The sequence below is a fragment of the Agrobacterium sp. SUL3 genome, from assembly GCF_001263295.1.
GTDB classification, from domain to species: Bacteria; Pseudomonadota; Alphaproteobacteria; order Rhizobiales; family Rhizobiaceae; genus Agrobacterium; species Agrobacterium tomkonis.
Window position 1 is genome coordinate 328,450 of sequence record NZ_KQ414498.1, and the last position, 13,352, is coordinate 341,801.

General features: G+C 59.0%; 13 protein-coding genes. 10 read left to right on the forward strand and 3 right to left on the reverse strand.

What is annotated here, in order from left to right; all coding sequences use genetic code 11:
* Positions 1-53 precede the first annotated feature (53 nt).
* The 9 genes from AKG12_RS01740 (at position 54) to AKG12_RS01785 (ending at position 8,920) form a co-directional block, all read left to right on the forward strand.
* On the forward strand, positions 54-1,181 hold the full coding sequence (locus AKG12_RS01740) for an Mrp/NBP35 family ATP-binding protein (RefSeq protein ID WP_052817363.1): 1,128 nt from the start codon (positions 54-56) through the stop codon (positions 1,179-1,181).
* Positions 1,182-1,519: 338 nt separating this feature from the next.
* A complete protein-coding gene (locus AKG12_RS01750) occupies positions 1,520-2,497 on the forward strand; it encodes a magnesium transporter CorA family protein (RefSeq protein ID WP_046800709.1) in 978 nt (325 codons plus the stop codon).
* 15 nt (positions 2,498-2,512) lie between these two features.
* On the forward strand, positions 2,513-4,432 hold the full coding sequence (locus AKG12_RS01755) for a potassium transporter Kup (protein ID WP_046800710.1): 1,920 nt from the start codon (positions 2,513-2,515) through the stop codon (positions 4,430-4,432).
* Between the two features lie 367 nt (positions 4,433-4,799).
* Positions 4,800-5,966, forward strand: coding sequence for a cell wall hydrolase (locus tag AKG12_RS01760; RefSeq protein WP_052817366.1), 1,167 nt, complete (start codon positions 4,800-4,802; stop codon positions 5,964-5,966).
* 270 nt (positions 5,967-6,236) lie between these two features.
* Positions 6,237-6,602, forward strand: a complete 366-nt coding sequence (locus AKG12_RS01765) for an AtpZ/AtpI family protein (RefSeq protein WP_046800712.1) — start codon at positions 6,237-6,239, stop codon at positions 6,600-6,602.
* A 61-nt stretch (positions 6,603-6,663) separates the two neighbouring features.
* Entirely contained in the window at positions 6,664-7,413 is a 750-nt protein-coding gene (locus AKG12_RS01770) for a F0F1 ATP synthase subunit A (RefSeq protein WP_006309767.1), read from the forward strand.
* A 72-nt stretch (positions 7,414-7,485) separates the two neighbouring features.
* Positions 7,486-7,713: a F0F1 ATP synthase subunit C gene (locus tag AKG12_RS01775; protein ID WP_003494147.1), complete on the forward strand. Its 228-nt coding sequence runs from the start codon at positions 7,486-7,488 to the stop codon at positions 7,711-7,713.
* A gap of 81 nt (positions 7,714-7,794) precedes the next feature.
* A complete protein-coding gene (locus AKG12_RS01780; protein ID WP_046800713.1) occupies positions 7,795-8,433 on the forward strand; it encodes a F0F1 ATP synthase subunit B in 639 nt (212 codons plus the stop codon).
* 1 nt (position 8,434) lies between these two features.
* Positions 8,435-8,920: a F0F1 ATP synthase subunit B gene (locus tag AKG12_RS01785; RefSeq protein ID WP_046800714.1), complete on the forward strand. Its 486-nt coding sequence runs from the start codon at positions 8,435-8,437 to the stop codon at positions 8,918-8,920.
* Between the two features lie 208 nt (positions 8,921-9,128).
* Here the strand turns inward: AKG12_RS01785 and AKG12_RS01790 are convergent, their stop codons facing one another.
* Positions 9,129-9,665: a TetR/AcrR family transcriptional regulator gene (locus AKG12_RS01790; protein WP_046800715.1), complete on the reverse strand. Its 537-nt coding sequence runs from the start codon at positions 9,663-9,665 to the stop codon at positions 9,129-9,131.
* A gap of 165 nt (positions 9,666-9,830) precedes the next feature.
* On the opposite strand from AKG12_RS01790, the gene AKG12_RS01795 reads away from it, so the two are divergent.
* A complete protein-coding gene (locus tag AKG12_RS01795; RefSeq protein WP_052817368.1) occupies positions 9,831-10,739 on the forward strand; it encodes an SDR family NAD(P)-dependent oxidoreductase in 909 nt (302 codons plus the stop codon).
* A gap of 146 nt (positions 10,740-10,885) precedes the next feature.
* Here the strand turns inward: AKG12_RS01795 and rnhB are convergent, their stop codons facing one another.
* Positions 10,886-11,539, reverse strand: a complete 654-nt coding sequence (gene rnhB / locus AKG12_RS01800; RefSeq protein ID WP_052817370.1) for a ribonuclease HII — start codon at positions 11,537-11,539, stop codon at positions 10,886-10,888.
* Between the two features lie 451 nt (positions 11,540-11,990).
* Positions 11,991-13,148, reverse strand: coding sequence for a PA0069 family radical SAM protein (locus AKG12_RS01805; protein ID WP_052817372.1), 1,158 nt, complete (start codon positions 13,146-13,148; stop codon positions 11,991-11,993).
* Positions 13,149-13,352: the final 204 nt, after the last annotated feature.

The window sequence follows — 13,352 nt, forward strand, 5'->3', positions numbered from 1 at the left end:
ATGGCGCGGAAGAGTGCCCATATCCGGCCGGACCACGTATACGGAGTAAGACAATGGCAGACGTCAGCAAGAACCAGGTGGAAAAGGCTCTGGAAGCCGTCATCTATCCCGGCAGCGGCAAAAGCATCGTGGCGCTCGGTATGGTCTCGGAAATCTTCATCGCCGACGCGAAGGCCTATTTTTCGATTACTGTTCCCTCCGACAAGGCCGCCGAGATGGAGCCGCTGCGGCTTGCCGCTGAAAAGGCGGCCAGGGGCGTTGCGGGCATTGCTGGCGCCGTGGTCGCGCTGACGGCGGATCGCAAGCCCGGCCAGCAGCAACCGCCGCCGCGCCCCGCCGCAGCAACCGGCCGCCCGGCTGCACAGCCGCGCTCCTCCAAGGTGGGCGTGCCGGGTGTCGGCGCCATCATCGCCGTCGCCTCGGGCAAGGGCGGGGTCGGCAAGTCCACGACCGCTGTCAATCTGGCGCTCGGTCTTCAGGCGCTCGGCCTCAGGGTCGGCATGCTCGATGCCGATATTTACGGCCCTTCGCTTCCCAAACTCCTGAAGATTTCCGGCCGCCCGCAGCAGCAGGAAGACCGCATCATCCTTCCCATGGAAAATTACGGGCTGAAGGTCATGTCCATGGGCTTTCTGGTGGATGAGGAAGCGGCAATGATCTGGCGCGGGCCGATGGTGCAGTCCGCCCTGATGCAGATGCTGCGCGAAGTTGCCTGGGGCGAACTCGACGTGCTGGTGCTGGACATGCCGCCCGGCACGGGTGACGCGCAGCTGACCATCGCCCAGCAGGTGCCGCTTGCCGGCGCCGTCATCGTCTCCACGCCGCAGGATCTGGCGCTGATCGATGCGCGCAAGGGCATCACCATGTTCCGCAAGGTGGAAGTGCCGTTGCTCGGCGTCATCGAGAATATGAGCTATTTTATCGCGCCGGATACCGGTGCGCGTTACGATATCTTCGGCCATGGCGGGGCAAAGGCCGAAGCCGAGCGGATCGGCGTGCCGTTCCTCGGCGAAGTGCCGCTCACCATTTCCATCCGCGAAATGTCGGATGCCGGGACCCCGGTTGTTGCCGCCGAGCCGGATGGACCGCAGGCAGAGATCTATCGCGATATCGCCGAAAAAGTCTGGGCGCGCATCGGTGCAGGCGAGAGAAAGGCCGCGCCGAAGATCGTTTTCGAATAATGCAACGGCTTCCGGCATAAACCGAAAAGGCGTCTGTCGGTATTAAATAATCTTTTTAAAACAGAAGATTGATCGTCAGTATCAGGCAATATTTCTGGATGTGAATATCGAGAAATGCTTCGCCTGCAATGCTGTCGAGAAAAAATATTGCTTGATTGCATCTCGCTTTGGGCGCATACGCCTGCGCCGTTTGGCTCTTGGTCCATCGGGCTGGCGAGATATGAAATCCCGCTCGTTCCGGCGTGCCCTGAAGTGTCGTCCAAAGGTTTGCCGACCGCAAACAGGATATGTTAAGCAGCATTGCGGCTGAAGCTTGCGATGTGGACCGGAGAAGCGGATTGATAAAAGCCTATCGCGCCAATTGCGAGGCGATCAGCCTGTCGCCAGACGACGGCTCCGGACAGATTCCCGACGACATCGTCTGGATCGACATCGTCAATCCCGACAGGGCGGAAGAGCAGCATGTGGAAAAACTGCTGGGGCTCGATCTGCCCACCCGTGAGGATTTGAAGGATATCGAACCCTCCAGCCGCCTGTATATGGAGGACGGCAACGTCTTTATGACTGCCTCTCTGGTGTGGAAGGCGGAATCGGACGATCCGCGCCTCACGGATGTCGCCTTCATTCTCGCCGGCAAGCGCCTTGTGACGATCCGTTATGCCGAGCCGAAATCCTTCCACCTCTTCATCGCCGCCATCACCCGCGTGCCGCACGAAATGCGCAGCGGCACGGCCCTGCTTCTGAAGCTGCTGGAAACCATCGTCGACCGCACGGCTGAAATTCTCGAAAATTCGGTTGCCGGCATCGACAATCTCGCCGCCGACATTCTCGGCAGCCAGGCACGTTCAAAACGCAAGGCGCCGCGTTATCTCGAAGACCGTCTGACCAACATCGCCGCGTATCACCGGCTGATCTCCAAGGTCCGCGTCAGCCTCGCATCGCTGGCGCGCCTGCAGACCTTCCTGTCCACCAGCGATCAGGCTCGCGGAGACAAGGAAGCGCGGGAACAGGGCAAGTCGATCGGCCGCGATATCCAGTCGCTGAACGAACATGCCGCCTTCGTTTCCGGCAATCTGACATTTCTGCTGGATGCCTCTCTCGGCATCATCAATATCGAACAGAACGGCATCATCAAGATTTTCTCCATCGCTTCGGTGGTGTTCCTGCCGCCAACGCTGGTGGCCTCGGTTTATGGAATGAACTTTCAGCTCATGCCGGAGTTGAACTGGACATTTGGTTATCCACTCGCGCTCGTCATCATGCTGATGTCCGCAATCATTCCGTTTCTCTTTTTTCGTTGGAAGGGCTGGCTCTAAGGAGCCAGGATCATCATGTCTCAAATCGTCGATAAGGACGTTGCCGAGAAACCGGATGCGGATGACAAGCATCAGAACAAGGGGCTTTACGCCGCCATCCTTGGTTCGATCGGCGTTGTTTACGGCGATATCGGCACCAGCCCGCTTTATGCCTTCCGCGAAGCCCTGCGGCCGATCGCCTATGACGGCGTGACGCGGGAGGAGGTCATCGGCCTCACATCGCTGATGATCTGGGCTTTGACGATCATCGTGACTTTCAAATACATCACGCTGCTTTTGCGCGCCGACAATGACGGCGAGGGCGGCACGCTCTCGCTGCTGGCGCTGCTGATGAAGACGGCGGGTACCCACCGCGGCGTGCTCATCGTGCTCGGCCTCATCGGCGCGGCGCTGTTTCTGGGCGATGCGATGATCACGCCAGCGCTGTCGGTGCTGTCGGCGGTGGAGGGCCTGAAACTCGTTACGCCCGCCATGGACGACTTTATTATTCCGATATCCGTCTGCATTCTCATTGGTCTTTTCGCCATCCAGTCGCATGGCACGGGAACGGTGGCGAAATTCTTCGGGCCGATCACGGCGGTCTGGTTCCTTGTGATGGGTCTCGCCGGCCTCATTCATATCGCGGATGATTTCGGCATTCTCTTTGCCTTCAATCCGTGGCACGCGGTGGAGTTTCTGGCCAATGAAGGCTTTTACGGCATCGTCGTGCTGGGCGCGGTGTTCCTGACGATCACCGGTGCCGAAGCGCTTTATGCCGATCTCGGCCATTTCGGCCGCCGCCCCATCCAGTGGGCATGGTTCTGTCTGGTGTTCCCGGCGCTGACGCTGAATTATCTCGGGCAGGGCGCGCTGGTGCTCAAAGACCCGGCGGCGATGTCCAATCCGTTTTACCTGATGTTCCCGCAATGGGCGATCCTGCCTGCCGTCATTCTCGCCACCGCCGCCACCATCATCGCCAGCCAGGCGGTGATAACAGGCGCGTTTTCGCTGGTGCGTCAGGCCATCCATCTCGGCTACCTGCCGCGCATGGAAATCCTCTTCACCTCGGAAACCAATACCGGGCAGATCTACCTGCCGGCCGTCAACACCATCCTGCTGTTCGGCGTCGTCGCTCTGGTGCTCACCTTCAAGAGTTCCGATGCGCTGGCCACCGCCTACGGTATTTCCGTCACGGGTGCGATGGTCGTCACCAGCTTGATGTTCTTTGAATTCGTGCGCAAACGCTGGCAGTGGTCTGTCTGGCTGGCGCTTGCCGTGTTGGCGCCGCTTCTGCTGCTGGAGCTGATCTTCCTCGGTGCGAACTTGCTGAAGATTCACGACGGCGGCTACGTGCCGGTTCTGCTGGCGATCGCCTTCACCATCATCATGACCACCTGGCAGCGCGGCTCGCGAATCCTCTTTGCCAAGACCCGCCGCAGCGACGTTCCGCTGAAGGCTTTCGTCGCCTCGGTGGAAAAGGAAAGCGCCCATGCGCCGGTGCGTGTGCCCGGCACTGCGATTTTCCTGACTGGCGATCCAGAGGCAGCACCAGCGGCCCTACTGCATAATCTCAAACACAACCACGTCCTGCATGACAAGAACGTCATCCTGACAATCCGCACCGAGGACCAGCCGCGCGTCCGCCCGGAAAACAGGTACACGCTGACGAAACTCAGTGACCGTTTCGCGGTGGTGGAACTGCATTTCGGCTTCATGGAAACCCAGAATGTCACCCAGGCGCTGGGTTATCTGAGGCGCACCGGCTACAAGTTCGACATCATGTCGACCTCATTTTACCTGGGTCGCCGCAAGCTGGTGCCGGATCCGAAATCGGGCATGCCAGGCTGGCAGAACCGTCTGTTCATCGCCCTTGCCGAAACCGCGGCCGATCCGTCGGACTATTTCCGCCTTCCGGCCAACCGTGTGGTGGAACTGGGTTCTCACGTCGTCGTGTGATGACGTGAGCATGCCCTCCATGTAGCTGGACGGCCTCCTTCTTTCCGTCATGCCGGCCTTGAGCCGGCATCCAGCCAGCCCAAGTCCTTGGGCTGAAAGGATTCTTTACGCCACGCCGACGCGTGTCGGCTGCATTCCGGCTCAAGGCCGGAATGACGGATGTGGAGATGCCCTGCGGGACAGTTATGATCGGCAAATGCGAACTCGACTCCACGCCACGCGCTTTAGAAGATGCTTACACATTAACGTGAAGCCGCGTTCCCTCGCGGCGTTAACCAAGCATCAAGGTTAATAAGAGATTCTTCAACACCTGTAGCAAATATGGTTGTCGGTGTTCGGAGTGCTGGTTTTGCGTTCGAAAAGTGTAATGCGTCGTCGGTCCTCCGCGTCCCTTCAGGCATGGACCTCCAGATGGGCCTCGCCCGTCGTCTTCGGCCTTGCCGCCTGGCTCGTCTTTCCTTCCCTCGCTGCGCGTGCAGATCTGGCCTCGCTCTTGGCCGGGTTGGACAATGGCGGCGAGCAATGGCGTATGGTGCTGACTGCCTCTCCGGCGGGTTCGGTGCACAATGCCTCGCTCACTTTTAATGATGCGGCAGGCGAGGTGGCGCTGCATGGCAGCGGCATGACCCTGCCGAATGGCAGCAAGGTCGCCTTCGTCACCAACAAGAAGGGCGAGGCGACGACGCCGGATAGCGAGCGTGTCAACCGCGCCGCCAAGAAAGGCCGCATCGTCGCCACCGAAATCATGCAGCCGCCAAAGGCCTTCACCGCCGGCTCCGTCCTTCAACGCACCAGCATGCTGGATATCGAGCCGCTGAAGCGCAAGGACCGCACGGCTTTCGTGAAGCCCAAACGCGGCAAGGATGTTGAACTCGCCTCCTTCTATTTCCGCCGCGATGAAAAGAAGGTGGTGGACAAGAGCGTGTCGCCGATGCTGGCGGAACTCATCACCAACCGTACTCCCGACATTCTCGCCACGGCCTACGCGCCGGCCACCCCCGATTTTGCCCGCGAATCGCCCTTCGACGCCATTCTCAAAAAGCCCGAGGCCGGCCGTTTCGTGCCGCAGATCAGCCCGGAAGACCACGCCTGGGCGGCGACCCCGCTGCCGGCCGAGGTGTTTTCCGCAGCTGAACAGCAGTGCCTGGCATCCGGCATCTATTTCGAGGCGCGCGGAGAATCGGTCAAGGGACAGGCGGCGGTGGCGCAGGTCATCCTCAACCGTGTGCGTAACCCCACCTATCCGAAAACCATCTGCGGTGTGGTCTATCAGAACAAGGACTGGCGCAACCGCTGCCAGTTTTCCTTCGCCTGCGACAATATAAAGGACCGCGTGAATTCCGAACGCCATTGGAAAATGGCGCGCGAAGTGGCCATGGCCACCACCGCCGGCAAGATCTGGCTGAACGAAGTGGGCTCCGCCACTCATTATCATGCCGTTTATGTTCGCCCGGCCTGGGGCAAGTCCATGAAAAAGGTCGGCCGGATCGGTCTGCACGTGTTTTACCGTACCTATGGTGGCGGCTGGAGCTGATACCACCGCCAATTTGTCGCATTTTGCGTGTCAAAAATGCCGATTCCCTCGCGAAACATCGCCGCCAAACAGTGATTTGGCATCAAGCTATTGTTTTTCAATGATTAATTTGTGCTGAAACAAGCGCCCTCAGTGCCTTGACTAGAGAAGCCCCTAAAACTATGTTGCGCGCGACTTCAGAGCGGGCTGGAACAGGCTTAATCCGTCACCGTTTACAACTCCAAAGGGTTCTGGCATGGCTGGAACGGAGAAAATGGGTGGGATTTTAAGATGACTGGCAACCGTGACGATAGTCTGGACGAGCGTCGCAAACGCCTTGCTGATGAGTTGGCAAAGGTGAAAGCGGAGGATGAGGCGGAAGTGAGGGCGGAGACCAACGCTGCGGAAACCCGGAAGGGTTTTGCGATGGCGGTCAAACTCTCATCGGAGTTCATTTCGGCCATCGTGGTCGGCGCTATGCTGGGTTATCTTCTGGACTATTTTGTCGGCACGACGCCGTGGGGGATGATCGTTCTTCTTCTTCTCGGTTTCTGCGCAGGCGTATTGAATGTGTTGCGCTCGACGGGCGCGGTGGCCAAGCCGCCGTTGCTGGAGAAGGCGGACAAGCGAGACGAGGGTGGAAAAGGCGGCGTTTAAGCTGTTTTTTCTTGGCAGTTGAGATGCCGCGATGCGCGGCGACAGGTAAAGAGGGCAGCCGGTGGCAAACGATCCGACCCATCAGTTCTTGGTGCAGCCGATCATTCCGATCGAAATTGGCGGCGTCGATTTTTCCTTCACCAATGCGTCGCTTTTCATGGTTGCGACCGTGGCCGCCGCTTCCGGTTTCCTTTATTTCGCAACGTCGAACCGCGGTCTGATCCCGACCCGCATGCAGTCCGTTGCTGAAATGTCCTATGAATTCATCGCCTCCATGCTGCGCGAAGGCGCCGGCAAAAAGGGCATGGTGTTCTTCCCCTTCGTCTTTTCGCTGTTCATGTTCGTGCTGACGGCAAACCTTCTCGGCATGTTCCCGTATTTCTTCACGGTCACCAGCCAGATCATCGTTACCTTCGCGCTCGCCTGCCTCGTCATCGGCACGGTCATCGTTTACGGTTTCTACAAGCACGGCCTGCATTTCTTCGGTATCTTTGCCCCCTCGGGTGTGCCGAAAGCGCTTTTGCCGCTTGTCGCGTCGATTGAAATGATCTCGTTCCTGTCGCGCCCGATCAGCCTTTCCGTTCGTCTCTTCGCGAACATGCTGGCCGGCCACATCACGCTCAAGGTTTTCGCGGGCTTCGTCGCCTCCATGGGTGCGCTCGGCGCGCTTGGCGTCGGCGGCGCTGTCCTGCCTCTCATCATGACGGTCGCAATGACCGCTCTCGAATTTCTCGTTGCCTTCCTGCAGGCTTATGTGTTCGCGGTACTGACTTGCATGTACCTGAACGACGCCGTGCATGGTGGTCACTGAGAAGTAAAGTCGCTGGCCCCGGTAACGGGTGTCAAGAATAGCCGCAACAACCAATATCTCAAGGAGTCTCACATGGAAGCGGAAGCAGCAAAGTACATCGGCGCAGGTCTCGCATGCCTCGGCATGGCTGGTACGTCCCTCGCACTCGGCCGTATCTTCGGTGATTACCTGTCCGGCGCACTGCGCAACCCCTCTGCTGCCGACAGCCAGTTCGGCCGTCTGGTATTCGGCTTCGCCGTTACGGAAGCTCTGGGCATCTTCTCGCTGCTCGTTGCTCTCCTTCTCCTGTTCGCTGTCTGATAACGGCATCAGGTCTGGATCACGGCTCGCGCTGATGGCGTGCCGTGATCCTTCGCATTTGCAGTCCCCCTGGAGGTGAGCATGTTCGTGACCGAGGCTTATGCCCAGTCAGCACCGACCGTAGGTGAAACGCATACGGAAACTCCGGCTGTCGGCCAGCCGCAACCGGAAGCCACGCACACGGAAACCGGTGTAGCGCATGGTTCCGAAGGTGCTTCCGGCGTATTCCCGCCGTTCGACCAGTCTACTTATGCATCGCAGGTCCTTTGGCTGGCGATCACGTTTGGCCTTTTCTATCTGCTGATGCAGAAGGTCATCGTTCCGCGCGTCGGCGGCATTCTCGAAAACCGTCATGGACGCATCGCACAGGATCTCGACGAAGCGGCACGGCTGAAAACCGAAGCCGACGCAGCCGTCGAAACCTATGAAAAAGAACTCGCGGCAGCCCGCGCCAAGGCAAGCTCGATCGGCTCCGCGGCACGTGACGCCGCCAAGGCCAAGGCCGATGCCGACCGCGCCGCTATCGAGGCAGGACTTGCTGAAAAGCTTGCTGCCGCCGAAAAGCGCATTGCGGGCATCAGGGACCAGGCTTTCGCCGATGTCGGCGCCATTGCCGAGGAAACCGCGACCGCGATCGTCGACCAGCTGGTTGGCGCCAAGGTCAAGGATACCGACGTCAAGGCTGCCATTGCCGCCGCTTCGAACGTGAAGGGAGCCTGACATGGCATTTGATGCATCATTTTTCGCTCTTGTCGGTCTCGTCCTTTTCTTCGTCCTGATCGCCTATCTCAAGGTTCCGGGCATGCTCTCCAAGTCTCTGGACGAGCGCGCCCAGAACATTCAGGACGAGCTGGCCGAAGCCAAGCGCCTGCGTGAAGAGGCCCAGCACCTGCTGGCCGAATATCAGCGCAAGCGCAAGGAAGCCGAAGCCGAAGCCGCCGGCATCGTCGCCGCCGCCGAACGCGAAGCCGCTGCCCTGACGGAAGAAGCCAAGCAGAAGACGGAAGAATTCGTCGCTCGCCGCACGGCCCTTTCGGAACAGAAGATCAAGCAGGCCGAAGAAGACGCCATCGGCGCCGTCCGCGCCGCCGCCGTTGATATCGCCATTGCCGCTTCCGAGAAGCTCATTGCCGAAAAGACGACTGCCGCCGCAAAGGCCAAGCTTTTCTCCGCCACGATCGGCGAAGTGAAGTCGAAGCTGAACTAAGTTCATCATCGGACTATCAAAAACCCCTCTGGCGTGAGCCGTGAGGGGTTTTTGTTTGAGGTGGTGAAGCCGCTTCGAGACATGACATTGTCTGTTCATCGGGAATGCGGCAGTTTTCCGAGGGGTATTCTTCGACCGCAGCGGCTGGGTTGGGTTCGATTGCGCTTCCGCTTTTCGCCAAGAAGGGGACATTCGGACAAACGGCGGACTAGATGAAGCGGTCGATGAGCAGTTTGATCCGCGCGCGGAGTGTGGGTACATCCGGCTCGTCGCCAATCTGGCCATCCAAGGCGAAAAGGAAGACCTCCGCCGATGTCGCGTCACCTATCAGCGCCTCGAAGCTTTCCAAGGCGACCATGCGATGGAGGGCGTCAATTTCGGGATCGAGGCGTTCGCAAACCGCGTAGAACTCCCCAGCCATAGGTGCGCCGATCATGTCGGCCCACGGCTCTATCATCATAATCCGGCAGACTTCGAACAGACGCTCCCGGGGCGTCCCCACACCCTCTACTGCCTGGCGTGCGGCAGGGTGCCGGGATATTAGCCAGTGCCGGAACACGGCGGTGTAGATGTCTTCTTTGTCGGTGAACGTTTTGTAAAGCAGTGTCCGCGAGATGTTGGCGCGCTTTGCGATGTCATCGAGTGAGGTTTTCGCATAGCCGAAATTCAGGAAGCACCAACGTGCCGCCAACAGGATGTTGTCGCGGCGCTGTGCCGCTTCTTCTGGGGTGATCTTCGATGCCATAACGTCTCGTGACAAAATTTGTGTTTTTTGTCAATCAAGCCGAGTAACGAGCTTGCGTTGTTTAAGTTATCAATCTATTTTGACAAAAAATACAAAAAACGTCATAATGTTAATTCGTACAGGTTGCGAATGGCGATAACTCAAGAGAAATGAAGGCTATCAATCATGACCTCGAAATGGACACCTGCGGAAATCCCATCGCAGAAAGGCAAAAGAATTATTGTGACTGGCGCAAACAGCGGTATCGGTTGGTACACCGCCTTGGAACTGGCACGTGCCGGCAGCCAGGTCACTATTGCCTCCCGCAGTGCCGACAAAGGCGAAGATGCTGCTGGTCGTATCAGGGTGATTTTACCGCATGCGGACATTCGTACAGGAATCTTAAATCTGTCTGATCCCGCGTCCGTGACGGCGTTTGCCAACACTTGGCTCGCCGATGGGGATGCGCTGGATATGCTGATTAATAATGCGGGTGTAATGGGTTTGCCGAAGCGGGAGATGAGCGTTGATGGCCATGAACTTCAGGTCGCAACTAATGTGTTGGGGCCCTATAGACTGACTGGCCTGCTCCTACCTTCCCTATTGCAGGCATCCGACCCCCGCGTGGTTACAGTCGCGTCGAACACGCACAAGATGTTCAAGCCCGGTCCGATCACCGACTTTGAGGCCAAGGCAAAATATGCTCCGATGCAGGTCTATGCCAGAACCAAGCTCGCTAACATCTTGTTTGCCCGTGAACTGCAGAAACGTGCTGGCAACCGCCTGCTTTCCACAATAGCCCATCCGGGCGGCGCCCGGACGAATCTTTTCGCCGCCACGACTCTAAGTACGAAGATCGCAGGCATTCTCACCTATCCATTGCTGCAAGATGCAGCGCATGGCGCCTGGCCGACCCTAATGGCTGCAACGCTGCCGAATGCTCGCCCCGGCGGCTACTATGGCCCAAGTGCACTGTTTGAGTTACGTGGAAGTCCCAAGGAAACGACGACGGCACCTTACGCCGATGATCCGGTCGCAGCACGAGAGCTGTTCAATGATCTGGAGCGTATTACTGGCTTCCGCTACGATCTCTGAAAGAACTTGCGATATCCCCAGTGCGGTCATCTAGTCTGCATGCTCGCCGAAAGTCTTGGCGTTGAGCTATCACGGGGCGTCACCCGCAAGGTATTGGAGCGCCATGGGGCTAAAAATCGTCCGATTACGACGAGTGGGCGGCGCAATCAATCCCGCTTCAGTGGCCGGAAACTCATCCTGTGCAGCGGGCAGGGCCCATGGCTTTCAATGGCGCGAAGATGGGCCGGTGTGCCGTAACCGGCATGGCCTTCGAAGCCATAGGACGAATGCACTGCACCGGCGCGTTCCATCATCCGGTCGCGGGTCACCTTGGCGACGATCGAGGCGGCGGCGATGGAGAGGGAGCGGGAATCGCCCTTGATGACGGCCCTGGCTTCGCAGGTGATGCCGGGCGGCCTGTCGCGACCGTCGGCGAGCACAAGGGCGGGGGAGGTTTCGAGGCCGAGCACGGCGCGGCGCATGGCGTCGAGGCTGGCGCGCAGGATATTCATGCTGTCGATCAGGCCGGGGCCGGAGGAAGCGACCGATACGATCGATGTTTCCATGATCTGTACGAAGAGGCTTTCCCGCTTCAGCCTCGTCAGCTTTTTGGAATCGTCCATACCCTTGGGAATATTGTCCGGATCGAGAATGACGGCTGCCGCAACGACTGGGCCGGCAAGCGGCCCGCGGCCTGCTTCATCCGTGCCTGCCACGGGCCAGAGACCATTCTTTTTTGCCTCAAGCTCGAAGGAAAAATCCGGGCCGGTATCGGCAAGATCGAAGAGGGCAGGAGAATCGGGTGGTGTACGGCGTTTCATGCGGCGAAACTTGCACACACACCCGATCTCCTGCAAGCCCCCGGAGGCGGGCGATGACAGGCAGGGTGAGCCGGGTCGAGGGGGCGTGGCTCACTATGCCCTTGAGGTCATCATGACCTTCGATCCTCCAGCGGGGCGGCGGAGGAAAAGCGATCGCACGCGAGGCGGCGGTTCCGGGGGGCAATGACCGGCGGACCAGGGAAAACCCGCCGGGCATTTCGTCGAGAGCAACGAGACGAGGTGGTTGCTCCTTATCGTTTTGGATTCAATCTATTATCAGCTCGCAGAGCCTCAAATTATTGACGACCTATCCTTCAAACTCGACGTCATCCTCGGGCTTGACCCGAGGATCCACAACCCGTCGAACGATGGATCCTCGGGTCGAGCCCGAGGATGACGTTGAGTGTATTTCGGACATTCATCACCCCAAGCCACTTCCTGCCCTTGCTTCTCAAAGCAGCGACAACTGCACCCCCGTACCGCCCGGCGGCACGAAGAGATCGTCGCGCAGATGAATGCCGCGGCGGATGAGGCCAAGCCGCTTCGTCGCCATCTCGAAACGCCTGCCGATCTGCCAGGCGTAAGGACCGGCGCCCTTCATGCGTTTTCCGAACTCCGCATCATAATCCTTGCCGTCGCGCATGGAGCGCACCAGTGACATGACGTGACGGTAGCGGTCCGGATAGTTGCGCAGCAGCCAGTCGCGGAAGAGCGGGCTCACCTCCAGCGGCAGGCGCAGCAGCACGTAAGACGCTTCGGTCGCACCGGCTGCCTTGCCGGCTTCCAGAATCCGTTCGATTTCATGATCGTTGAGTGCCGGGATGACAGGCGCCATCATCACGGCAACCGGAATACCCGCCTCCGTCAGCGCCTTGACCGCTTCCAGACGCTTCTCCGGCGTGGCGGCGCGTGGCTCCATGTTGCGCGAGAGCTTGCGATCCAGCGTCGTCACGGAAATGCCGACCTTGGCGAGACCCTTTTTGGCCATGGGCGCCAGAATGTCGATATCCCGCTTGATCAGCGCCGATTTGGTGACGATGGCGACGGGATGGTCGGCCTTGGCCAGCACTTCCAGTATCTGCCGCATGATGCGCCATTCACGCTCGATTGGCTGATAAGGGTCGGTATTGGTGCCGATGGCGATCACCCGCGGCTTGTAACCCGGTTTTGCCAGCTCGCGTTCCAGAAGCTTCGCCGCATCCGGCTTGGCAAACAGCTTTGATTCGAAATCCAGCCCGGCCGAAAGACCCATATAGCTGTGCGTAGGCCTTGCGAAACAATAGATGCAGCCATGTTCGCAGCCGCGATAGGGGTTGATGGAGCGGTCGAACGGGATATCGGGCGATTCGTTGCGGGTGATGATGCTGCGCGGCTTTTCCACCTGCACCTCGGTGCGGAATTCCGGCATGTCTTCGAGCGTCTGCCAGCCATCGTCGAAAACCTCGCGCTGCAGGGCCTCGAAGCGTCCATCCGGATTGATCCCGGCGCCACGGCCGCGACGACGGTCGATCTCGATCCGCAGGCCCGATGCATCGGCCAGCTCGTTGGCAATATCTGGCATATGGCTCGGCTGGAAGGCAGCCTGCCCCGAAAGCGTATGGTTTCTCATCTGGATGCTCCCGAGCGCCGCGCGCCTGAAGGCCCGCCAAACACCCTAAACCGTTTCCGTTCAAACAGGCTTTCATCACCTCTTTGATGATTAAATTCCTAACGCAAAAATGAGAACAATACAAGAACAAAAAACGCAGAACTGATGTTTGTCCACATCCAGGCAGGGAAAGGTTGGGGGAGTGATTTCGCCGCGAAGCGGGGT